18 protein-coding genes and 1 pseudogene are annotated in these 22,048 nt (G+C 64.9%); 16 read left to right on the top strand and 3 right to left on the bottom strand.

All coding sequences use genetic code 11. The features are described 5' to 3' along the window. Nucleotides 1-6: 6 nt before the first annotated feature. Nucleotides 7-471: pseudogene (locus DT343_RS17775) on the bottom strand (c-type cytochrome); the annotation flags it as partial. Nucleotides 472-697: 226 nt separating this feature from the next. Between DT343_RS17775 and DT343_RS06965 the strand changes: the two are divergent. The 6 genes from DT343_RS06965 (at nucleotide 698) to DT343_RS06940 (ending at nucleotide 6,740) form a co-directional block, all read left to right on the top strand. Beyond that, nucleotides 698-1,096 (top strand): c-type cytochrome, encoded by a 399-nt coding sequence (locus tag DT343_RS06965; RefSeq protein ID WP_112862259.1) that lies wholly within the window; start codon nucleotides 698-700, stop codon nucleotides 1,094-1,096. Continuing rightward, complete coding sequence (gene coxB / locus DT343_RS06960) at nucleotides 1,086-2,063, top strand: cytochrome c oxidase subunit II (protein WP_112862258.1); 978 nt, start codon at nucleotides 1,086-1,088, stop codon at nucleotides 2,061-2,063. Before DT343_RS06965 ends, coxB begins: the two co-directional genes overlap by 11 nt. Then, complete coding sequence (locus DT343_RS06955) at nucleotides 2,060-4,606, top strand: cbb3-type cytochrome c oxidase subunit I (protein WP_112862257.1); 2,547 nt, start codon at nucleotides 2,060-2,062, stop codon at nucleotides 4,604-4,606. Before coxB ends, DT343_RS06955 begins: the two co-directional genes overlap by 4 nt. Next, nucleotides 4,603-4,911, top strand: coding sequence for a hypothetical protein (locus DT343_RS06950; protein ID WP_112862256.1), 309 nt, complete (start codon nucleotides 4,603-4,605; stop codon nucleotides 4,909-4,911). Before DT343_RS06955 ends, DT343_RS06950 begins: the two co-directional genes overlap by 4 nt. A 99-nt stretch (nucleotides 4,912-5,010) precedes the next feature. Then, complete coding sequence (locus tag DT343_RS06945) at nucleotides 5,011-5,436, top strand: DUF2231 domain-containing protein (RefSeq protein ID WP_112862255.1); 426 nt, start codon at nucleotides 5,011-5,013, stop codon at nucleotides 5,434-5,436. 38 nt (nucleotides 5,437-5,474) lie between these two features. After that, nucleotides 5,475-6,740 carry a PQQ-dependent sugar dehydrogenase gene (locus DT343_RS06940; RefSeq protein ID WP_439897221.1) on the top strand — a complete coding sequence of 422 codons (1,266 nt, stop codon included), beginning with the start codon at nucleotides 5,475-5,477 and terminating at the stop codon, nucleotides 6,738-6,740. A gap of 124 nt (nucleotides 6,741-6,864) precedes the next feature. Here DT343_RS06940 and DT343_RS06935 read toward each other — a convergent pair whose 3' ends face one another. Both DT343_RS06935 and DT343_RS06930 read right to left on the bottom strand, forming a co-directional pair. After that, the gene (locus DT343_RS06935) at nucleotides 6,865-7,206 is read right to left on the bottom strand and encodes a TonB family protein (RefSeq protein WP_112862253.1); all 342 of its coding nucleotides are present in this window, start codon (nucleotides 7,204-7,206) and stop codon (nucleotides 6,865-6,867) included. Between the two features lie 109 nt (nucleotides 7,207-7,315). Then, on the bottom strand, nucleotides 7,316-8,197 hold the full coding sequence (locus DT343_RS06930) for a LysR family transcriptional regulator (protein ID WP_258522515.1): 882 nt from the start codon (nucleotides 8,195-8,197) through the stop codon (nucleotides 7,316-7,318). Nucleotides 8,198-8,308: 111 nt separating this feature from the next. On the opposite strand from DT343_RS06930, the gene DT343_RS06925 reads away from it, so the two are divergent. From DT343_RS06925 to DT343_RS06880, 10 genes are all read left to right on the top strand, one after another. Beyond that, nucleotides 8,309-9,811 (top strand): CoA-acylating methylmalonate-semialdehyde dehydrogenase, encoded by a 1,503-nt coding sequence (locus tag DT343_RS06925; RefSeq protein ID WP_112862252.1) that lies wholly within the window; start codon nucleotides 8,309-8,311, stop codon nucleotides 9,809-9,811. Between the two features lie 7 nt (nucleotides 9,812-9,818). Then, nucleotides 9,819-10,955: an isobutyryl-CoA dehydrogenase gene (locus DT343_RS06920; RefSeq protein ID WP_112862251.1), complete on the top strand. Its 1,137-nt coding sequence runs from the start codon at nucleotides 9,819-9,821 to the stop codon at nucleotides 10,953-10,955. Then, on the top strand, nucleotides 10,952-12,001 hold the full coding sequence (locus DT343_RS06915; protein WP_112862250.1) for an enoyl-CoA hydratase/isomerase family protein: 1,050 nt from the start codon (nucleotides 10,952-10,954) through the stop codon (nucleotides 11,999-12,001). Before DT343_RS06920 ends, DT343_RS06915 begins: the two co-directional genes overlap by 4 nt. After that, nucleotides 11,976-12,932, top strand: a complete 957-nt coding sequence (mmsB, locus tag DT343_RS06910; protein ID WP_258522514.1) for a 3-hydroxyisobutyrate dehydrogenase — start codon at nucleotides 11,976-11,978, stop codon at nucleotides 12,930-12,932. The genes DT343_RS06915 and mmsB overlap by 26 nt, the downstream gene beginning before the upstream one ends. Before the next feature lie 355 nt (nucleotides 12,933-13,287). Then, nucleotides 13,288-14,358: a LacI family DNA-binding transcriptional regulator gene (locus DT343_RS06905; protein ID WP_220116495.1), complete on the top strand. Its 1,071-nt coding sequence runs from the start codon at nucleotides 13,288-13,290 to the stop codon at nucleotides 14,356-14,358. A 49-nt stretch (nucleotides 14,359-14,407) separates the two neighbouring features. Then, entirely contained in the window at nucleotides 14,408-17,467 is a 3,060-nt protein-coding gene (locus DT343_RS06900) for a TonB-dependent receptor (RefSeq protein WP_112862248.1), read from the top strand. A 75-nt stretch (nucleotides 17,468-17,542) separates the two neighbouring features. After that, nucleotides 17,543-19,009 (top strand): glucoamylase family protein, encoded by a 1,467-nt coding sequence (locus DT343_RS06895; protein ID WP_112862247.1) that lies wholly within the window; start codon nucleotides 17,543-17,545, stop codon nucleotides 19,007-19,009. Beyond that, entirely contained in the window at nucleotides 19,006-20,289 is a 1,284-nt protein-coding gene (locus DT343_RS06890) for a sugar ABC transporter substrate-binding protein (RefSeq protein ID WP_220116494.1), read from the top strand. Before DT343_RS06895 ends, DT343_RS06890 begins: the two co-directional genes overlap by 4 nt. Continuing rightward, the gene (locus DT343_RS06885) at nucleotides 20,286-21,230 is read left to right on the top strand and encodes a carbohydrate ABC transporter permease (RefSeq protein ID WP_220116493.1); all 945 of its coding nucleotides are present in this window, start codon (nucleotides 20,286-20,288) and stop codon (nucleotides 21,228-21,230) included. The genes DT343_RS06890 and DT343_RS06885 overlap by 4 nt, the downstream gene beginning before the upstream one ends. Then, a complete protein-coding gene (locus DT343_RS06880) occupies nucleotides 21,227-22,042 on the top strand; it encodes a carbohydrate ABC transporter permease (protein WP_112862246.1) in 816 nt (271 codons plus the stop codon). The genes DT343_RS06885 and DT343_RS06880 overlap by 4 nt, the downstream gene beginning before the upstream one ends. Nucleotides 22,043-22,048 lie beyond the last annotated feature (6 nt).

Here is a 22,048-nt window from a genome sequence, read left to right as displayed (position 1 = left end):
GGCGGCGGCCATCACGCCACGCGGGTCGTTGCGGCGTTTGCCCGCTTTCCAGCGGTCGATCTGTTCCAGCGTGTAGGCGGCGGGCTGACCGGCGATCTGCGGATTGCCGCCTTGGCCCGAGCCTTGCCCCCGGTCGCCGTGACACGCGGCGCAGGCGACGATGCCGCGCGAAGGGTCGCCGTTCAGATAGATGGCGGGCGCAGGCGCCATCAACGCGGGCGTTTGCGTAGGCGGCGCGGGCAGGGCGGCGTAGTAGACGGCGACCTCGCGTCGGCCCTGCTGGTCCAAGGCCTTGGCGATGCGGGTCATGGCGTCGTCGGGACGAAGGCCCGATGCATAGTCTTCCAACTGCTTTTGCAGATAGCCGGCGTCCAAACCCGCCAGGCGCGGGGCGGCGACCCCGTCCCCGCCGCCGTCCAGGCCGTGACAGGTGAAGCAGGCATTGGCCGCCCCGCCGGCGCCGCCGCTCATGGCGATGACCTGACCATTCGCCGTGAAGGTGCGATCCGTCTGGCCAGGCGTGGAGTCGCAGGCGGCGAGGCCGGTCAGCAGAACAAGGACGGAAAGGGAGGCGCGCACGGCGGTGCAACACCTGCTTATGGCGAAGGTTCCTTGGGGCGATGCGGCGAGGCTCCATGTCGCAGTCGGGAACCTCCTTCCGACAAGGGGATTGCTCTGGCGAAGCTTTGGGGGGCGGATGGGTTTTCGGACGACGGGCGAGGCGATTGGACGACGGGCGGCGGCCTGTGCGCTGGCGCTCGCCCTGTGCGCCTGCGTGGACAAGTCCGACCTACCCCGGCCGGTGGTTCAGGCCGATGCGGCCGCCGGACTGGCGGTGATCAAGGAAGTCGGTTGCGCGGCCTGTCACCGGATTCCCGGCGTCGCCTGGCCCGAGGGCCGGTCCGGCTCGAACCTAGCGGGGTTCGGCGCGCGCCCCCTGATCGCCGGACGCTTGCCTAACCAGCCCGATGTCCTGATCCGCTGGCTGATCGACGCGCCGTCGATGGACCCCGGAACCGCCATGCCGCCCATGCCCCTGACGCAAGACCAAGCCCGCGACGTCGCGGCCTATCTGTACACGCTCGATGAAGACTGACGCCCCTCCCGGAATCGCCGGCTGGCCGCCACCCGTGCTGGATCCGGCCGGACCCTTCGCCGGACCGATCCAGACCGTCGCCTGGGTGCTGTTCATCATGGCGGCGGTGGTCATGGTTGTGGTGGCCGTGGCGCTGGGCATCGCCCTGTTCGGGCCGCGCAAGTGGAAGCGGCGGGTCGGCGGCGAACGCCTGATCTGGATTGCGGGACTGGTCTTCCCGGTGGTCGTTCTAACCGGGCTGCTGGTCTATGGGCTGACCACGACCGCGCGGGTGGCCGATGCGCCCAAGCCCGGCGAAATGCGGGTGCGCGTCACTGGCGAAATGTGGTGGTGGCGCGTCGCCTATCTGGACGGTCAGGGGCGAGAAATCGTCCAGGACGCCAACGAGGTCCACATCCCGGCCGGCCAGCCTGTCGTGTTCGAGCTGGAAAGCGCGGACGTGATCCACAGCTTCTGGGTGCCGCGCCTGGGCGGAAAGACCGACATGATCCCCGGCCGCCGCAACTTCATGCGCCTGCAAGCCGATGCGCCTGGCACCTACGGCGGCCAATGCGCCGAATACTGCGGCGGTCCTCACGCCCTGATGGGGCTGGTGGTCGTGGCCCATGTGCCGGACGACTATGTCGCCTGGTTGGCGCGTCAGTCGCGGCCGGCGGCCGTCGTGCCCTCGGCTCAGGGGCCGCTTGCCTTGATCGACCAGGGGCGCAACGTCTTCGCCGCCTCGGGCTGCGCCGCGTGTCACACCATTCGCGGAACCGAGGCGAACGGTCTGGCGGGACCGGACCTGACCCACGTCGGCTCGCGCCAGACGCTGGGCGCCGGCATCCTGCCGAACAATCAAGGGACGATGGCCGGCTGGATTTCGGACAGTCAGAGCCTGAAGCCCGGCAACCGGATGCCGTCCTATGCCGTCCTTTCGGGCCAGGACGTGCGCGCCGTCGCCGCCTATCTGGAAAGCCTGAAATGAGTTCGGAAACCGGGTTCGATCCCGAACTCTACAAACGCTTCCCCACCACCGAAGCCCGGCCCGAGGGCGAGCTGGAGCAGCTCGACGAGGTCTGGTGCGGACCGCGGCGTCCGTGGGAGTGGATCACGGCGATCAACAACAACTACATCGGCGTCTATTACGTCGGCGCGGCCATGCTGTTCTTCGTGCTGGCAGGCGTCCTGGCGCTGTTGATGCGGACCCAACTGGCCCTGCCGATGACCGGCTTCCTGGCGCAGGAAACCTACAACCAGATCTTCACCATGCACGGCACGGTGATGATGTTCCTGTTCGCGGTGCCCGCGGTCGAGGCGCTCGGCGTACTGTTGCTGCCGCAGATGCTGGGGGCGCGCGACCTGCCGTTCCCGAGGTTGAGCGCCTACGCCTTCTGGGCCTATCTGGTCGGGGGGCTGTGCTTCTTCGCCTCGTTGTTCTTCGGCTTGGCGCCGAATGGCGGCTGGTTCATGTATCCACCGCTGACGTCGACGACTTACTCGCCGGGCATCAACGCCGACTTTTGGCTCTTGGGCATCGGCTTCATTGAGATTTCGGCCATCGCCGGCGCCATCGAGATCATCGTAGGGGTGCTGAAGACGCGCGCGCCGGGCATGACGGTGGACAAGCTGCCGATCTTCGCCTGGGCCATGCTGATCTTCGCCTGCATGATCATCATCGCCTTCCCGTCGATCATTCTGTCGACCCTGCTGCTGGAGCTGGAACGCGCGCTGGGCTGGCCCTTCTTCGATGCGGCCAAGGGCGGCGACCCCATGTTGTGGCAGCACCTGTTCTGGTTCTTCGGCCATCCCGAGGTCTACATCATCTTCCTGCCGGCGGCGGGGGCGATGTCGACCCTGATCCCGGCCGTCGCCCAGACCAAGCTGGTCGGCTATCGGCTGGTGGTCCTGGCCATGCTGGCGACCGGGTTCATCAGCTTCGGCGTCTGGGCGCACCACATGTTCACCACGGGCATGCCAAAGATCTCGATCAACTATTTCAGCGCCGCCTCCATGGCCGTCAGCGTGCCGGCGGGGGTGCAGGTCTTCGCCTGGATCGCCACCCTGGCGGCGGGCAAGATGCGGTTCAACACACCCGGCCTGTTTGCGGTCGGGGGGCTGGTGATCTTCGTCATGGGCGGGCTGACCGGGGTTATGGTCGCCATGGTGCCGTTCGACTGGCAGGCCCACGACAGCTATTTCATCGTCGCCCACCTGCATTACGTCCTGATCGGCGGGATGGTCTTCCCGCTCTTCGCCGCCATCTACTACTGGACGCCGATGTCCAGCAGCCGGCCGCTGAGCGAGCGGTGGGGCAAGTGGATCTTCTGGCTGATGTTCGTCGGTCACAACGTGACCTTCATGCCCATGCATCTGACCGGGCTGATGGGCATGCCGCGCCGGGTCTATACCTATCTGCCGGATCGAGGCTGGGACCTGCCCAATATGATCTCGACCGTCGGCTCGTTCATGTTCGGCCTGGCGGTGGTGTTGTGGTTGATCGACATGATCCGCAATTTCCGGCCCTTCGGAGAGAAGGACGCGGGCAATGTCTTCGGCGGGCCGGGGCTGGAGTGGCTGCCCGCTGGTCGCTACTCGCTGCGCTCCGTCCCGGTGATCAAGAGCCTGTATCCGGTGTGGGACCAGCCGAACCTGGCGCGCGACGTCAAGGCCGGCCGCTACTTCCTGCCCGGCGCGCCGCGCGGCGAGCGCGAGACCATGATCACCAGTCCGATCAACGCCGAACCCCAATATCTCCAGCGGATGCCCCGGCCGTCCAGTTGGTATGTCTGGGGCGCGATCTTCACCGCCGGGTTCTTTTTGATCCTGACGATCCAGGCCTACGTCGCTTCCTTGGTCAGCGGTGTCTTGGCGGTCTACTGCATCCTCAAATGGTGCTGGGGACTGGATCGCCCCAGCGGTCCAGCGACGGTGGACGTCGGCGGCGGCGTGCGACTGCCGACCTATGTGTCCGGCCCCAGCAGTCACGGCTGGTGGGCGATGGTCATCACCCTGATCGTGTCGGGCATGGTCGCGATCATGGCCTGCTTCTCCTACGTCTTCCTATGGAGCCGGCGGCCGGACCTGTGGCAGGAGCCGCCTGAGATCGGCTCGCTGCCATTGACCCTGGGTTTGCTGGCGGCCGCCGGAATCGGCGCCTGGGCTTCGCAAGGCGCGCTGAAGCTGGACCGGCCGCGCAGCGCCGCCATCGCCTCTGTCCTGATGCTGGTCGCCACCGTGGCGGCGGGCGGCGCCTTTGCGTCTGAGGCCTCGGCCTGGTGGAGCTCGGGCCTTCGCCCCGACGCCTCCAGCCAGGGCGCGACCGTCTATGCGCTGTTGGCCTGGCAAGGGACATTCGTCGGCATTTCGCTATTGATGGGGCCGTTCGTCCTGCTGCGCTGGCTTTGCGGCCTGGTGTCGTCCCGTTATCCGGCGACCTTCGAAGTGGTCGCCCTGTTCGTGGCCTTCACGGCGGTTCAGGGCGCGGCGACGACCCTTCTGATCCGCCTCTTCCCGGGCGTCGGCGCATGAGGTTCTGGCTGCTGATGCTGGGCGGTCTCCTGATCTGGGCCGCCCATTTCTTGGGCCTGTATCTGCTGTCGAGCGCCAGCGACGTGGCTCGCGATGATGCCGGCGCATGGAATGGAGCAGGTCTGATCTTCAGCCTGATCTGTCTGTTGGTGATCGCCTTATTGTGCTGGCGCTGCATCGTCTGGCTGAGAATGAAGCCCAGCGACGAGACTCGCGCCTTTGGTTTTCGGCTTGCGGTCGCCGGTGCTCTGCTCGGCGGGATCGGAGTCGTATTTCAGACCTTGGTGCTTCTCGCTCCGGTCTGATCGACCGTTGGGCGCAAATGACGCGCCGCCGATATGGCGATCCGGTGAACCATTTCCCTACCAGACGGTTAGCCAAGCCTGACTTCAGGAGAGGGCCGAATGAACACCCACGGACTATCAGGCGCGGTCGTTCGACCGCTGCATGGGCTTTTACTGGCGTTTCCGATCGCGCTGTTCACCTTCGCCCTGTTCACCGACATCGCCTATCTGAAGACGGCCGAGGTCCAGTGGACGAACTTCTCGGCCTGGCTGATCACTGGAGCGCTGGTCTTCGGGGGTGTGGCTGGCCTGTTTTCGATCTTTGATTTCGTCGTCGGCCTGCGCCGCGGGCGGTCACGGCGGGCGACCGTGCATCTGGTCGCGCTTGCGCTGGCCTGGGTGCTGGGGCTGGTGAACGCCTTCAAACACAGCCAGGACGCGTGGAGCTCCGTCGGAGCCTTCGGTCTGATCCTGTCCATCCTCTGCACAATCCTGGTCCTGGTCGCCGGCTGGACCGCCTACGCCGCGCGGGAGACCGTCCGATGAACAAGAATCTGCTCGCCGCAAGCGCCGCGACGCTGGCCATGGCCCTGACGGTCGCATCCTGCGGCAACGCCAGCGATCCGCAACTGAATCAGACCGGCGCGACGCCCGACCTGCCCAAGGTCAACGAGACGCTGGTGCCGCCGATGAAGATCAGCCCGCCGGCAGGCTGGAACGGCGAGACGCCGACGGTGCCGCAGGGCTTTACGATCAGCGCCTTCGCCACGGATCTCAAGATTCCGCGTCAGATGCTGGTCCTGCCCAATGGCGACGTGCTGATCGCCGAGGGGCGCGGCGGCCATGCGCCCGCCATGCGGCCCAAGGATGTGATCGCCGGCGTCATCAAGAAGCAGGGCAACACCAAGATCAAAGGCGGCAACCGCATCACCTTGGTGCGCGACGCGAACAACGACGGCACGCCGGAACTGCGGACGGTTCTGGTGGACAACCTCGATGCACCTTACGGCTTGGCCTATATCGACGGCTATCTCTATGTCGCCGAACAGGGGGCGCTTGTTCGCTTCGCCTTCCAGCCCGGCCAGACCGGCATCGCGACCCCCGCCGAGCGGGTGACGGAACTGCCCTCGCGCATCAACCACCACTGGACCAAGTCCCTGACCGCCAGCGCGGACGGGTCGAAGCTGTATGTCGGCACCGGCTCGAACTCGAACATCGGCGAGCGCGGCATGGCAGTCGAAGAAGAGCGCGCCACAGTGTGGGAAATCGACCGGGCGACCGGCGCGCGGCGCACCATCGCCACCGGCATTCGCAATCCAACGGCCCTGGCCATCGAGCCGACCACCAATCTGTTGTGGTCGGTCGTCAATGAGCGGGACGAACTGGGGCCGCAACTGGTCCCGGACTATCTGACCCAAGTGCGCGACGGGGCCTTCTACGGCTGGCCCTACAGCTATTGGGGCCAGAACCGGGACCCGCGCGTGATGCCGCAGAACCCCGAGATGGTCGCCAAGGCGATCAAGCCTGACTACGCCTTGGGCTCGCACGTCGCCGCCCTGGGCTTGGACTTCGCCCGCAATGGCGGCTTTGGCGGGTCGTTCGCCAACGGCGCCTTCATCGGCATGCACGGCAGTTGGAACCGTCAGGACCCGTCCGGCTACAAGGTCGTCTGGGTGCCCTTCAACGCTGGCCGCCCGGCGGGCCAGCCCGTCGACTTCGCCACAGGCTTCCTGAAGGACGGCAAGGCGCGCGGGCGTCCTGTCGGCGTCGCGTTCGATGGGAACAAGCGTGTGCTGTTCGTCGCCGACGACCTGTCGAACACGGTGTGGCGCATCGCGCCTGCGCGATAGGCCGGCTTTTCCCTCGCCCGGCAAGGGCGAGGGACGTCGCTATTTGTCCTCTACACATAGCCCCATATGAAATGTCCCCGGCTGCGAGCAACCGGGGACATTTCATGTGGGGCTGAGCTAGGCCTTACGGCGTGAAGTCGATGGTGCGCTCGAACGGCGCATCGACGGGGCGGCCTCGGTCCATGATCGGGGCGACCTGTGCGCCATTCATCAGCGCCAGGGCGGCTTCACCGAAGCCCATACCGGGGCGGGTTTCTTCCAGCACCACGCAGTCCGTGACATGGCCAGACGCCAGCGCGGTGCAGCGCAGGCGCACGCTGAAGCGGTCGCTACCTTCGGTCTTTGTGGCGACGGCGCGTTCGATGGCGGGTTGAGGCGCGCTATACAGGGCCGCGTCCTTGAGCAGGGGGCCAGTCGGGGTGCCCAGCAGGGCCGTCATCAGTGTCAGGCTGTAAGTCAGTGTCATGGCAGGCCTCGTTCGTCATCTATTAAGATTTGAACGAGACCTCCGTTCCACGAACTATCAAAAACGCGTTGGTGTGGGCCGAAAAACACACAGTCTGTTCTGAGCCAGATTAGTACGGCCTCAAGCTGGACTGTTGTGCTTGGCACAGGGTCTTCAGCCATGAGCGCACGGTGCGCAGACGCGCGGTGTCGTGGACGTCGCGGTGGGTGGCCAGCCAGAAGCGACGTTCGATCAGGATCGACGGCAGCACGCGCACCAGACCCTCGGCCAGGAAGCACGGCAGGACGCCGACGCCGCCCCCGGCGGCGATGATCTCCCGCTGCGCCCGGATCGAAGACGAGGCGACGTGGGGCGCGAGACCCGGCCGGACCTCGTCCAGATAGCGCAACTCGGGCGCATAGATCAGATCGTCGATATAGCCGACGATGTCGAAGCGGCTCAGGTCGTCGACAGTCTTCGGAACGCCGTTGCGGTGCAGATGATCGGGCGAGGCGTAGAGGGCCAGCTGATACGGCGTCAGCGGCTCGACGATCAGGCGCGCGGCATGCGGCGCGGCCAAAGTGATCGCCATGTCGACCTGCCGGCGGGTCGGGGACAGGAAGCCGGAAGTGGCCGCCAGCTCGATCCTGAGGCCCGGATGGGCCAGACGCAGCGCGGGCAGGGCGGGCGCCATCAAGGTGACGCCAAACCCCTCGGACGCACTGACGCGCACGACGCCGGCGGGCGCGTCGTGCTGGGTCACGCGGCCGGCGGCCTCCATCGCGCTTTCGGCCTCCAGACCGATATCGAGCAGCTGGGCGCCGGCGGCGGTCAGCTGAAGCCCGGTGGTCGAGCGGACGACGAGGGTGGACTTCAGCGCGCTTTCCAGCCGCGCGACGCGACGCCCGACTGTGGCGGCGTCGACGCCCAACCGCTGCGCTGCGCCGCCCAGCGAGCCAGCGCGCGCCGCGGCGATGAAGATGCGCAGATCGTCCCAATCGTACATGGCCATCTAGCCATCTTGCAAAAACGCAGAATGTTGCCTGCAACTTTGCATTATCGACCGGCGCGCAGGGGTGATAGCCATAGCCGCAACAAAAAAACCAACAGGGACACCCAGGCCATGCGCGACATTCGCCACTTCATCGACGGTGCGGCTTTCGACGGCGCGTCCGGACGCTTCAGCGACGTCTTCAATCCCAACACCGGGGATGTACAGGCTCGCGTGCAACTGGCGACGACGGGCGAGGTCGATGGTGCGGTCCAGGCGGCGCAGAACGCGTTTGACGGTTGGGCTTCGACCAATCCCCAGCGCCGCGCCCGCGTCATGTTCGACTTCAAACGCCTGGTCGAGGCGCGGATGGACGAACTGGCCGAACTGCTGTCCAGCGAGCACGGCAAGGTCATCGCCGACTCCAAGGGCGACATTCAACGCGGCTTGGAAGTGATCGAGTTCGCCTGCGGCATCCCGCACGCGCTGAAGGGTGAATACACCCAAGGCGCCGGCCCCGGCATCGACGTCTATTCGATGCGCCAGCCGCTGGGCGTGGTGGCGGGCATCACCCCGTTCAACTTCCCGGCCATGATCCCGATGTGGATGTTCGGCGTGGCCATCGCAGTGGGCAACACCTTCGTGCTGAAGCCGTCAGAGCGCGATCCCTCGGTGCCGGTGCGTCTGGCCGAACTGATGCTGGAAGCCGGAGCGCCGAACGGCGTGCTGAACGTGGTCCACGGCGACAAGACGGCGGTCGACGCCATCCTGACCCATCCGCTGGTTCACGCCGTCAGCTTCGTCGGTTCGTCCGACATCGCCCACTATGTCTATCAGACGGGCGCCGCCAACCATAAGCGCGTCCAGGCGATGGGCGGCGCCAAGAACCACGGCATCGTCCTGCCCGACGCCGACATGGATCAGGTGATCAAGGATCTGTCGGGGGCGGCCTATGGCTCGGCGGGCGAACGCTGCATGGCGCTGCCGGTAGTGGTGCCGGTCGGCAAGAAGACGGCCGACGAACTGCGCGAGCGGATGGTCGCCGAGATCCCCTCGATGCGGGTCGGCGTCTCGACCGATGCGGGCGCCCACTATGGCCCCGTCGTCACGGCTCAGCATCGCGAGCGTGTCGCGGGCTGGATCGAAAAAGGCGTGCAGGAAGGCGCTGAACTGGTCGTCGACGGCCGCGACTTCAGCCTGCAAGGTCACGAGAAGGGCTATTTCATCGGCCCGTCGCTGTTCGACCATGTGAAGCCCGAGATGTCGTCCTATCAGGAGGAAATCTTTGGTCCGGTGTTGCAGATCGTGCGGGCCGAGACGTTCGAGGAGGCGCTGGCCCTGCCGTCGAACCACCAGTACGGCAACGGCGTCGCCATCTTCACCCAGAACGGCCGCGCGGCGCGCGACTTCGCCGCCCGGGTCAATGTTGGCATGGTCGGGATCAACGTGCCGATCCCGGTGCCGGTCGCCTATCATACCTTCGGCGGGTGGAAGCGTTCGGCCTTTGGCGACATCAACCAGCACGGCATGGAGGGCGTCCGCTTCTGGACCAAGACCAAGACCGTGACGGCCCGCTGGCCGGACTCGGCGCTGGAGCATTCGGACAGCTCGTTCGTCATTCCGACGATGCGCTGAGGCCGTCATGGATTTCGCTCTCAATGACGATCAGCGCGCCATTCAGGACGCCGCCCGCGCCTTCGCCGAGGCCGAACTGGCGCCCCATTCGGCCCGCTGGGACGAGGATAAGTATTTCCCCGTCGCGGTGATGAAACAGGCGGCCGAGATGGGCTTTTGCGGCATCTACACCGGCGAGGAGCACGGCGGCATGGCCTTGGGCCGGGTCGAGGCGGCGGTGATCTTCGAGGAGTTGTCGCGCGGCGACGTGGCGACGGCGGCCTTCATCTCGATCCACAACATGGCGACATGGATGATCGATCGCTTCGGGTCGGACGATCTGCGCGGCCGGTTCGTGCCGTCGCTGGTCGGGATGGACAAGATCGCCAGCTACTGCCTGACCGAACCGGGATCGGGGTCGGATGCGGCGGCGCTGCGGACCACGGCCGTGCGCGACGGCGACCACTATGTGCTGAACGGGTCCAAGGCCTTCATCTCCGGCGCAGGCACGTCTGACGTCTATGTCGTCATGGTCCGCACGGGCGGCGAGGGGGCAAAGGGCGTTAGCGCGATCGTGGTCGAGGCCGGCACACCCGGCCTGTCGTTCGGCGCGCAGGAAAAGAAAATGGGCTGGAACGCCCAGCCGACCGCCATCGTCCAGTTCGACGACTGTCGCGTGCCGGTCGCCAACCTGCTGGGCGAAGAGGGAGCGGGTTTTCGCTACGCCATGGCCGGTCTGGACGGCGGTCGGCTGAACATCGCCGCCTGTTCGCTGGGCGGGGCGCGGCTGGCGCTGGAGACGGCGCAGGAGTACGTCGCCACCCGCAAACAGTTCGGCCGTCCGATCGGCGAGTTCCAGGCGCTGCAGTTCCGGCTGGCGGACATGGCCACGGACCTGGAGGCGGCGCGACTGATGGTGCTGCGCGGCGCCTGGGCCATCGACACCGACCACCCGGAAAAGACGAAGTGGTGCGCCATGGCCAAGCGCCTGGCCACCGACGCCTGTTTCCAGATCGCCGACGAGGCCCTGCAACTGCACGGCGGCTATGGCTATCTGAAGGACTATCCGCTGGAACGGATCGTGCGCGACCTGCGGGTTCATCGCATTCTGGAAGGCACCAACGAGATCATGCGGTTGATCATCGCACGGGAGATGACCAAGTGAGCGACGCCGAAGTCATCACCCGGATTGAAAACGGCGTCGGTCGCATCACTCTGAACCGACCCAAGGCGATCCATGCGCTGAACCGGGCGATGTGCGAGGCGATGACGGAGGCGCTGCTGGCCTGGCGTTCGAATCCCTCGATCTCCTCCATACTTATAGACCACGCCGGCGAGCGGGGCTTTTGCGCGGGCGGCGACATTCGCATGATCGCCGACAGCGGTGCGGGCGATGCGTCGGAGGCCAAGGCCTTCTTCCTGGCCGAGTACCGGTTGAACCACCTGATGTTCGACTATCCCAAGCCGATCATCGCCATCGTGGACGGCATCGTCATGGGCGGCGGTGTCGGCATTTCCGAGCCTGCCGACATTCGTGTGGCGACTGAGCGCACCACCTACGCCATGCCCGAGACCGGGATTGGCCTGTTTCCCGACGTGGGCGGCGGCTGGTTCCTGCCGCGCCTGCCGGGCCAGAGCGGCGTCTGGCTGGCGCTGACAGGCGCGCGGCTGAAAGCGGCGGATACGGTGGCCCTGGGCATCCATACTCACTTCGTGCCCGCAGATCGTGTCGAGGCGCTAAAGGCCGATTTGATGGGCGAGGCCGCCGATCCGTCGTCGGTCGTGGCGCGCCACGCCGGGGACGCGGGGCCTGCACCGCTGTGGGCCCACCGCGAGGCCATCGACCGGCTGTTCGCCTTCGACACGGTTGAAGAGATTTTCCAGGCGCTTGAGGCGGACGGGTCGGAGTGGGCGCTGAAGCAGCTGGAAACGCTGAAGACCAAGTCGCCACAGTCGCTGAAGGTCTCGCTGCGCCAGATCCGCACGGGCGCAACGCTGAACAGCTTCGCCGACAATATGGCGATGGAGTACGTTCTGGGCGGCCGCGTGGTGCGCACCCACGATTTCCAGGAAGGCGTGCGAGCCGTGATCGTGGACAAGGACAATGCGCCGAAATGGTCCCCGGCGGACCTATCGGGCGTTACCGACGAGACGCTGGATGCGTTGTTCGCGCCGTCGCCGGACAATGAAAAATGGACGCCGCTGGCCTGACCACGGCGCCGACAAAAGGAGAGACACCATGACCAAGATCGCCTTCATTGGCCTGGGTAATATGGGCGGCGGCATGGCCGTGAACCAGGCCAAGGCAGGCCATGCGGTCGCCGCCTTCGATCTGTCGGCGCAGGCGCTGGAACGAGCGGTGGCGGCCGGTTGCGTTGCGGCCGGATCGGTCGCCGAGGCGGTCAAGAACGCCGAGGTGGTCATCACCATGCTGCCGGCCGGGCCGCATGTGCATAAGGTCTATTCCGAACAGATCATCGGCGCGGCGCCGTCGACCGCCCTGCTGCTAGACTGTTCGACCATCGACGTCGAAACCGCACGCAAGGTCGCCGGGTTGGCCAAATCGGCTGGCTACGCCTTTGCCGACGCGCCCGTGTCAGGCGGCACCGCGGCGGCGGATGCGGGCACGCTGGCCTTCATGGTCGGCTGTGACGAGGGCGACTTCGCCCGCGTCGAGGCGGCGCTGGAACCCATGAGCCGCATCACCATCCGCGCCGGCGATCATGGCGCAGGGCAGGCGGCCAAGATCTGCAACAACATGCTGCTGGGCATTTCCATGCTGGGCACGTGCGAGGCCATCGCCCTGGCCGAAAAGCTGGGCCTGGATGCCGAACGGTTCTTCGAGATCGCGTCCAAGTCGTCGGGTCAGTGCTGGAGCGTGACCAGCTACTATCCCTGGCCGGGTCCGGTGCCGACCGCGCCGTCCAACCGCGACTATCAGGGCGGTTTCGCCACGGCCATGATGTTGAAGGACCTGAAGCTGGCCCAGGACGCAGCGGCGAAATCCGGCGCCTCGACGCCGCTGGGCGCACAGGCCGAGGCGCTTTACGCCCTGTTCGACGGCATCGGGCATGGCGGTCGCGATTTCTCCGCCATGCTTCAGATGCTGCGTGGCAAGCTGGATGAGCTTAACCCGGCATAGATTCGTCTTTCGCATTGTGATTGCGGCCCGTGCAGCTTCGGCGGCGCGGGCCTTTTCGTATGCGGCCGCGGCCGCGACGCTGGTCGCTACGGCTGGTGCGACCAAGGCGCGCGCCTGCCGTGTTCGCCTTATTCCGTTCGCCGGAACGAGCCTGCGAAGAGTGAAGTCAAAGCAGTAACTTAGCTCTCGCTGACCGTTGAGGCGGCTCTAGCAAAGATCGAAAATCGCCTGAAATGCGGCTGAACGGTGCTTGCGGCGCACATTGCTCCTGTGTCATGTAACCGCTTACATCGCTTATCGACGGATCTTCGAAAAGGGGCCGGGACGATAGGGAGCAGGGAGAATTCGATTGGACATGGCCGCGCCTAGCGCTGCGTCTGCACGGCAGGAGGGCCAGCCCTTCGCCAAGGCCGCCACCATGCGCGACGTGGCTGAACGCGCCAATGTGTCGGTGGCTTCTGTCTCTCGTGTGTTGAACGGCCTGGGCGTGACCTCGGACGCGACGCGCCAGCGCGTGCTCGATGCGGTCGAGGACCTTCGCTATGTCCCGCACTTCGGCGCCCGCAGCCTGTCGACGAGCAAGAACGACACGATCGGCGTCATTCTGCCGGACCTGTTCGGCGAGTTCTTCTCAGAGCTGATCCGGGGCATGGACCTGGCCGCCCGCGCCCATGGCAAGCATCTGATCGTGTCCAGTTCGCATGACGGCGCCGAGGATACCCTGGCGGCCGTGCGTTCGATGCGCGGGCGGGTGGACGGCATGATCGTGCTGTCGCCGCATCTGGGCGCGGCGAACCTGTCGTCAGAGTTCGCCGGTCGGATGCCGGTCCTTCTGATGAACGGCGGCGCGGCGGAGCCCGGCCGGGCGTCCATCATGATCGACAACCACGGCGGCGCCGTCGGCGCGGTCCAGCATCTGCGGTCCACTGGCCGCAGGCGCATCGCTCACATTCGCGGCGCCGCCGGCAATATCGAGGCGGACACGCGCGCCGCCGGATACACGGCGGCGCTGGACGGTCATGACCCGATCATCGTCGAGGGCGACTTCTCTCAGGCCTCGGGCCACCGCGCCGCGACCCAGCTTCTGGCCATGACGGAGCGGCCCGACGCCGTCTTCGCCGCCAACGACATGATGGCCGTCGGCGCCCTGTTGGCCTTCCAGGAGGCCGGCGTGCGCTGCCCCGAAGACATCGCCGTCGTCGGCTTCGACGACGTGCCCATCGCCGCCCTGATGCGGCCTGCGCTGACCACCATGCGCGTCAACATCGCGGAAATCGGCCGAAGGGGCGTCGAACGCCTGATCGGTCTGGTCCAGGCCGGCGCGACCGCCGACGCCACGGACACCGCTTGCGAAATCGTTCGGCCGATCCTGGTCGAACGCCAGTCCACCGCGGCGGCCTCGTCCGCCAGGTTCAACAAAGGGTAGGCCAGCCATGTCGCTGAAAACCGATCCCATCAGGAGGGGAGAGCTCAGGATGACCCAGTTCAACACGCGTAAGGCCGCGACACGTCAGGTCGCCTTGGCCGCCGCGTCGGCGCTAGCGCTGACGCTTGGCTTCGCCGGCGCCGCATCTGCGCAAAGCGCGACCTCTACACTTCGAGGCGTCGTCTATGATGGTCAGAATGTGGAAACCGGTGGCGTCGTTACCGCAACAGATGCTGCGACGGGGTATGTGACGCGTGGCCGTATTGGCGAGAACGGTCAGTATGTTATTCCGGGTCTGCGTCCAGGAACGTTCCGGATTCAAGTCACGACCAGTGACGGACAAACCACGGAAGACACCGTTACGCTAGCCCTTGGCCAAGTCGGTACGCTGAACCTGGATGTGGCGTCTGCTCCGACGACAGCCTCCACCGATGGGGCCACGACGCTTGGCGACATCGTCGTTACCGGGCGCCGCATCTTCGACGTTCGTACATCAGAGGTCGGAACCAGCGTCAGCCAACAGCAGATCAACAACCTGCCGCAGATCAACCGCAACTTCCTGAACTTTGCGGCGCTTGCGCCTGGCGTGCGCGTGACGGAAGGCGACACTGAGCGCACGATCACCGCCGGCGGGCAGCCTTCTAGCGCGATCAACGTCTTCATCGATGGACAGAACCAGAAGTCGCTAATCAACGACGGCGGCATCGCCGGTCAGGACGACAGCCGCGGTAACCCCTTCCCGCAAGCCGCAGTGCAGGAGTTCCGGGTGCTAACCCAGAACTTCAAGGCCGAATACGAGCAAGCATCATCCGCGATCATCACGTCGGTCACACGCTCTGGAACCAACCAACTCAGCGGCGACATGTTCGTCACCTACCAAGACACGGATTGGATCGCGCAGACCGTCTTTTCCAAAGATCGTGGCGAAGCCCGGCCTCGGCTTGATCGTCTCCAATATGGCGGCTCGGTGGGTGGTCCGATCATAGAAGACAAACTGCACTACTTCCTGTCCTACGAGCGCAAGGAAGAAACCCGCGCCAGTTCAGTATTTCTGCGACGAACTGAATACACTCCTTTATTCCAGCAGGAGCTGGGAACATTCGAAGGGCCGTTCGAGCAGGATTTGGCTTTCGGAAAGCTATCCTGGGCGATTAACGATCAGCAGCGTCTGGACCTTAGTGGCACTTATCGCAAAGAGCAGGATATCCGCGGCTTCGGCAACGGCCCCGATGCATTCTCTCGCGCCAATGCGATCAATGGTGAAACACAATCGATTCAACTGCGTCACCAGTTCCAGGGTAACGGATTCCTCAATGAGGCGTCCATCGACTATTTGAAATCGCAGTATAACCCTCGAGCAGTAAACTTCGATCTGCCTGGCCAGCGTTACGTGTCCTATCGAGACTCTGATACCAGGGCTACGGCTCCTGGATTCCAGTTCAACTATGGTCAGAGTGACGGCATATTTAATGCTGGTGGCGGTACAAACAATCAGGATCTTACGCAGGAGAGCCTTACGTTTAAGAACGATCTGACGTTCAACGATGTCGAGGCATTCGGTCTTCATACTATCAAGATGGGTATGAAGTATTCGATGCAGACACTGAGCGTCTTCAAGCAGTTCAACCGGAACCCCCAGTTCACCTATGACGTCGATGCGCGTCCCGAGGTGGTCGGATCGAGTACGATTCCGACTGTTGTGACTCTAAACCTTCCCGTCGAACCGACTTCGGTCGATAACAATGTTCTGGGGCTCTACCTCCAAGATGACTGGCAAGTCACGGAGAAGCTGGAAATCAACTTGGGTCTTCGCTGGGATTACGAGGATAACGCCGTCAACAACGACTGGCGGACTCCTGACGATATCCGGCGCTTGCTGACCGCAATCGGCAACGTTCCGGGTTTCTCCTACCCATCCTATATCAATATCAACGATTATATCTCTGACGGTGATCGTCCAGCGTTCAAGGACGCCTACCAGCCGCGCATCGGCTTTTCCTACGACTTCTTCGGGGATGAGCGAACGGTGCTGTTCGGGGGAGCGGGCCGGTATTACGACCGGATCGGCTTCAACTTCGCGTTCGACGAGCGCTTCAAGCCTTACCAACTGTCGCGGACGATCTACTTTTCCCCGTCGGGCGGCGCCTATGGTGGCCGTACGGATACGATCGCTTGGAACCCGGCCTATGCCACGCCTGGCGGTCTAGACGCGCTGTTGGGTGGCACGGTCGGCCGTGGCGAAGTCTTCCTCATCAAGAACGATGCACCGCCGCCCGTCACCGATCAGTTCAATCTGGGTCTTCGTCAGAAGTTCGGCGAATGGCAGACGGCACTGACCTTCTCCTATGCCAAGACCAAAAACGAATTCGCTTGGTATCGCGCCAACATTGATCCGACCACGAACAACGTGCCTGCTGCTGTTCAACCGGCCAACCTCATTGACCCGGTCACCGGCTTGGCCTTCCCATACAATGGTGGTGTATTCGTATCGAACCATGATCGTGAGCGGGAAATGCACGCGATCTATTTCACCGCGGACAAGCCTTTCAGCGCGGCAAGTGGTTGGGGCGTGAATGTCGCATACACCTTTATGGATGCGACGCAGAACGGCAGCCGCGATCAAGGGCTCGGCAACTTCGACTTCGACTATCCGTGGACCAGCTATTCGCCGACCTTCAATACGCCAGGCGTCGAGCGTCATCGGTTAGTCATGTCGGGTACGGTCGCCCTGCCGATGGACTTCCAACTCTCTTCGATCATTACGCTGGGGTCCGGACTGCCGTTCAATATCGGTGGGCGCGGTCCCGGCCTGAAGCCAGACTGGTATGCCGCCTATCCCGAAAAGCACGCCTTCATCATCCCCGCGTGGGAGTGGGCGTATCGTCAGGTTGACCTCAGATTGGCGAAAGAGTTCGGAGTTTGGGGCGGGCAGAAAGTCGAGTTTACTCTCGATGCCATCAATGTGTTCAACTTCAAGAACTACAGTGGTTTCAACGAGACCTATACTGTGAATGGTGCAGGCGTCGATTTGAACCCGACGTTTGGGCGGCCTACGGCGCAGTTCATGCCGACCCGCAGCTTCCAGGTCGGCCTGCGTTACTCCTTCTAAATCCTGAGCCTGGGCCGCCTCGTGCTTGTCGCGAGGCGGCCTTTCTTTTTCGATTGAGACCCAGTGAGCGTGCCCATGAATCGTCGAAACTTCCTGATGCGGACCACCACAGGCGCGGCGGCTCTGGCCATTGGATTTCCGGTGATGGCGGCGGCGCAGCAGGCGGCGGCGACGGCGGCGGTTAATGGGACGCAGAGACGGCCGATGCGGCTGGATCACGAGATCGAGGAGCTTCAAGAGCGGACGTTCCGCTGGTTCGAGAAGGTAACGGATCGCAAGACCGGCCTGACGCCGGATCGCTGGCCGACGCCGTCCTTCTGTTCGGTGGCGGCGGTCGGGTTCGCCCTGACCTGCTGGCCTGTGGGCGTCGAGCGCGGCTGGATGAGCCGGGCCGAGGCGCGTGAGCGGGCCCTGACGACGCTGCGCTTCTTCCATGATTTGCCGCAGGGTCCCGAGGCCAGCGGCACGGCGGGGTACAAGGGCTTCTTCTACCACTTCCTGGATATGGAGACGGGGCTTCGTTACCGGACCAACGAACTGTCCACCGTCGATACAGCCCTGCTGATCGGCGGCATGCTGTTCGCCGCCCGCTACTTCGACGGCCGTCATGCCGACGAGGCGGAAATCCGTCAGAAGGCCCAGGCTATCTACGAACGGATCGAATGGCCGTGGGCCGTGATCCGCGACAACCGCATCACCATGGGCTGGCACCCCGAGAGCGGCTTCATTCCGTCCGACTGGCACGTCTACAACGAAGGGATGCTGGTCTTGCTGCTGGCCATCGGCAGCCCTACCCATCCGGTGTCGGTCAATGTCTGGCACGAATGGGCGGCCAGCTATGACGAGAGCTGGACCGATCGCTGGGGCAGCTGGCACCTGAATTTCGCGCCCATCTTCGGGCACCAGTACAGCCATATGTTCATCGACTTCCGCGGCATTCAGGACGCCTGGATGCGCGGGCAGTCGGCCCAGCTGGGCGAATACCTCGACTATTTCGAAAACAGCCGCCGCGCCGTCTACGCCCAGCAGAAATACGCCCATGACAATCCGGGCGGCTGGGCCGGCTATTCGTCCGAGGTCTGGGGCCTGACGGCCTGCGACGGGCCGGGCGACTTCAAACAGGTCATCGACGGCAAGGAGCGCGAGTTCTTCAGCTATTCCGCGCGCGGTCCGGGCGAGCGCGACGACGGCACCATCGCGCCGACGGCGGCGGCCAGCTCCATCGCCTTCGCGCCCGAAATCGTCGTGCCCTGCGTCAAGGCGATGAAGGCGCGCTACGGCGCAGGCGTCTATACCGAGTGGGGCTTCCTCGACAGCTTCAATCCGACCCTGACGGTGCGCGACGGACCGCTGCAGCACGGCAAGATCGTGGACGGCGTGGGCTGGGTGGACGGCGACTATTTGGGCATCGACCAGGGTCCGATCGTCATCATGACCGAGAACCACAGGTCCGAGTTCGTCTGGCGCTATATGCGCGGCGAGCCCAATATCCGCCGCGCGCTCGACATCGCGGGCTTCACCGGCGGCTGGATGAACGGATGAGTTTGACGGCGCCCGGGTCCCATCTTGATAGACGTGGCGCGCTGGCCCTGATGGCGGGAGGGGCGGCTGCGGCCTGTACCCCGCGCCGCGACGGCGAGACCGTGCTGCGCTTCTGGGCCATGGGCAATGAGGGCGGGACGGTGGGCCAGTTGATGCCCGAGTTCGAGCGCCGCAATCCGGGCGTCCGGGTCTCGGTCCAGCCCCTGCCGTGGACGGCCGCGCACGAAAAGCTGCTGACCGCCTATGCCGGGGCCTCGCTGCCGGACGTCAGCCAGATCGGCAATACCTGGGTGGCGGAGCTGACCGCCATCGGCGCCCTGTCGCCGACCCCGGCTGAGGCCGCGAACCTGCTGACCGACCAGTTTCCGGCGGTGCTGGAGACCAACGAAATCGCCGGCCGCGCCATGACCACGCCCTGGTATGTCGACACGCGGCTGTTGTTCTATCGCAAGGATTTGCTGGCGCGGGCCGGCTTCGATGCCCCGCCCGAGGACTGGGCCGAATGGAAGCGGGCCATGCATGCGATCAAGCGTGTGGCCGGCGGCGACAGCTACGCCATCCTGCTGCCATTGAACGAGTTCGAGCAGCTTCTGACCTTCGGGCTTCAGATCGACGAGCCGCTGCTGCGGGATCGGGATACGCGCGGAAACTTCTCCAACCCCGGCTTCGTCTCGGCCTTGGCCTTCTACCGCAGCCTGTTCGACGAGCAGTTGGCGCCGCTGGCCTCGTCGACACAGATCTCCAACGTCTGGACTGAGTTCGCCAGAGGCTATTTCAGCTTCTACTTCTCCGGCCCGTGGAGCGTGGGCGATTTCCGCAGCAAGCTGCCCACGTCGTTCCAGCCGAACTGGGCCACGGCGGGCGTGCCGGGACCGAACGGCCTGGGCGCCTCGGCGCCGGGCGGGTCCAGCCTGGCGGTCTTCAAATCCTCCCCGCACCAGGAGGCGGCCTGGGCCCTGGTCCGCTATCTGTCCGAACCGGCGGTGCAGGCCCGGTTCAACACCATCGTCGGCGATCTGCCCGCACGCCAGAGCGCCTGGGACATCGCGGGCGTGGAGCGCGACCCCATGCTGGCGCCGTTTCGTGGCCAGCTGGCGCGCGCCAAGGCCGTGCCCAAGGTGCCGGAATGGGAGCGGATCGTCACGGAGATGCAGATCGTCGCCGAACGGATGGTGCGCGGCGAATATACGCCTGAGACCGCCGCCGCCGAGATCGACCGTCGGGCCGACCGCCTGCTGGAGAAGCGTCGCTGGATGATGGAACAGGGCAGGGCCGTATGACCGTCGTCGATCCCACTTTGACCAAGGCGGGGACGAAGGTCAGGGCGTCGCGCGGGCGCGGCGCCCGCGAGCGTGCCGCATGGGCCTTCGTCGCCCCGGCCATGCTCGCCATCGGCCTGTTCTTCGCCATTCCGGTGATCGCGGCCCTGCTGCTCAGCCTGACCGACTTCGACATCTATGCCCTGGCGAACCTGGACAATCTGCGTTTCGTCGGCCTGCAGAACTATGAGCGGCTGCTGACCAATCCCCTGTTTTGGGGGGCGATGAAGAACACCTTGACCTTCGCGGTCCTCGGCGTGCCCCTGTCCATCGTCGCGTCCCTGGCGGCGGCGGTGATCCTGAACGCGCGGGTCGTGAAGTGGCGGCCGATCTGGCGGGTGATGTTCTTCGCTCCCTATGTCACGACCCTGGTCGCGACGGCGGTGGTATGGCGCTATCTGCTGCACACTCGCTACGGCGTCATCAACTGGGGGCTGGAAAGCATCGGCCTGCCGGCCGTGGACTGGCTGGGCGACCCGTCGACCTCCATTCCGGCGATCCTGATGTTCGTGGTCTGGAAGATCTTCGGCTACAATATGCTGATCTTCCTGGCGGTGCTTCAGACCGTGCCGGACGATCTGTATGAGGCCGCGCGCATCGACGGCGCCGGCCCGTGGAAGCAGTTTCGCCATGTGACCCTGCCAGCCATCGCGCCGACCATGCTGCTGGTTTCGATCATCTCGGTCGCCAGCTTCTTCCAGCTGTTCGCCGAACCCTATGTGATGACGCAGGGCGGACCGGCCCAGAGCACGGTGACGGTGCTCTACTTCATGTATGAAGAGGGCTTCAAATGGTGGAACCTGGGCTCGGCCAGCGCCGTCGCCTTCGTCCTGTTCCTGTGCATCCTGGCGATCACCTTGGTCCAGCTGGCGGTCGCCAAGCGGGTGGGGGCGTATCAATGAAACTCCGTGCCGTCCTGCTCAATCTGGCCGTCGGCCTCATCGCCATCATCGTCCTGTTCCCGCTGGTATGGATGGTGTCGGTCAGCTTCATGGCGACGGGCGAGGCGGCGGTCTTCCCGCCGCCGCTGCTGCCCTCGCACTGGACGCTGGAGCATTATCGCGACCTGTTCCTGAACCAGGGCATGGGGCGGTATCTGTGGAACAGCTTCGCCCTTGCGACCTTGGCGACGATCCTGGCGCTGGGGTTTACGGTCCCGGCCGGCTACGCCTTCGCCAAGCTGAAGTTCGCCGGGCGCGAGCGGCTGTTCCAGTTCCTGGTCGCCGCCCTGGTGGTGCCGGCCCAGATCGGCACCCTGCCGCTGTTCCTGATGCTGAAGTCGATGGGGCTGGTGAACACCTATGCCGGCGCCCTGGTGCCTTGGCTGGCGTCCATCTTCGGCCTGTTCCTGGTGCGCCAGTATGCGCTGAGCATTCCCGAGGAGATGTTGGAGGCCGCGCGGATCGACGGCGCCAGCGAGGGCCAGATCTTCCGCCGCGTGGTCCTGCCGACCTTGCAGCCGATCATCGTGACCCTGGGCCTGTTCGTCTTCCTGGGCAGTTGGAACGACTTCCTGTGGCCGTTGATCATCCTAACGGACCAGTCGAACTATACCCTGCCGGTGGCGCTGGCGGCCCTGTCGCGCGAGCATGTGCAGGACATCGAACTGATGATGGCCGGCGCCGTCGTCACGGTCGCGCCCGTGCTGATCCTCTTCCTCGCCCTGCAACGCTACTACATCCGCGGCATGCTCGCGGGCAGCGTGAAGGGCTGACCAGAA

It is taken from the genome of Brevundimonas vesicularis (genome assembly GCF_900445985.1).
Lineage (GTDB): Bacteria > Pseudomonadota > Alphaproteobacteria > Caulobacterales > Caulobacteraceae > Brevundimonas > Brevundimonas vesicularis_D.
The sequence above is the reverse complement of the archived record's forward strand: the minus strand, read 5'-3'. Positions and strand labels throughout refer to the sequence as shown.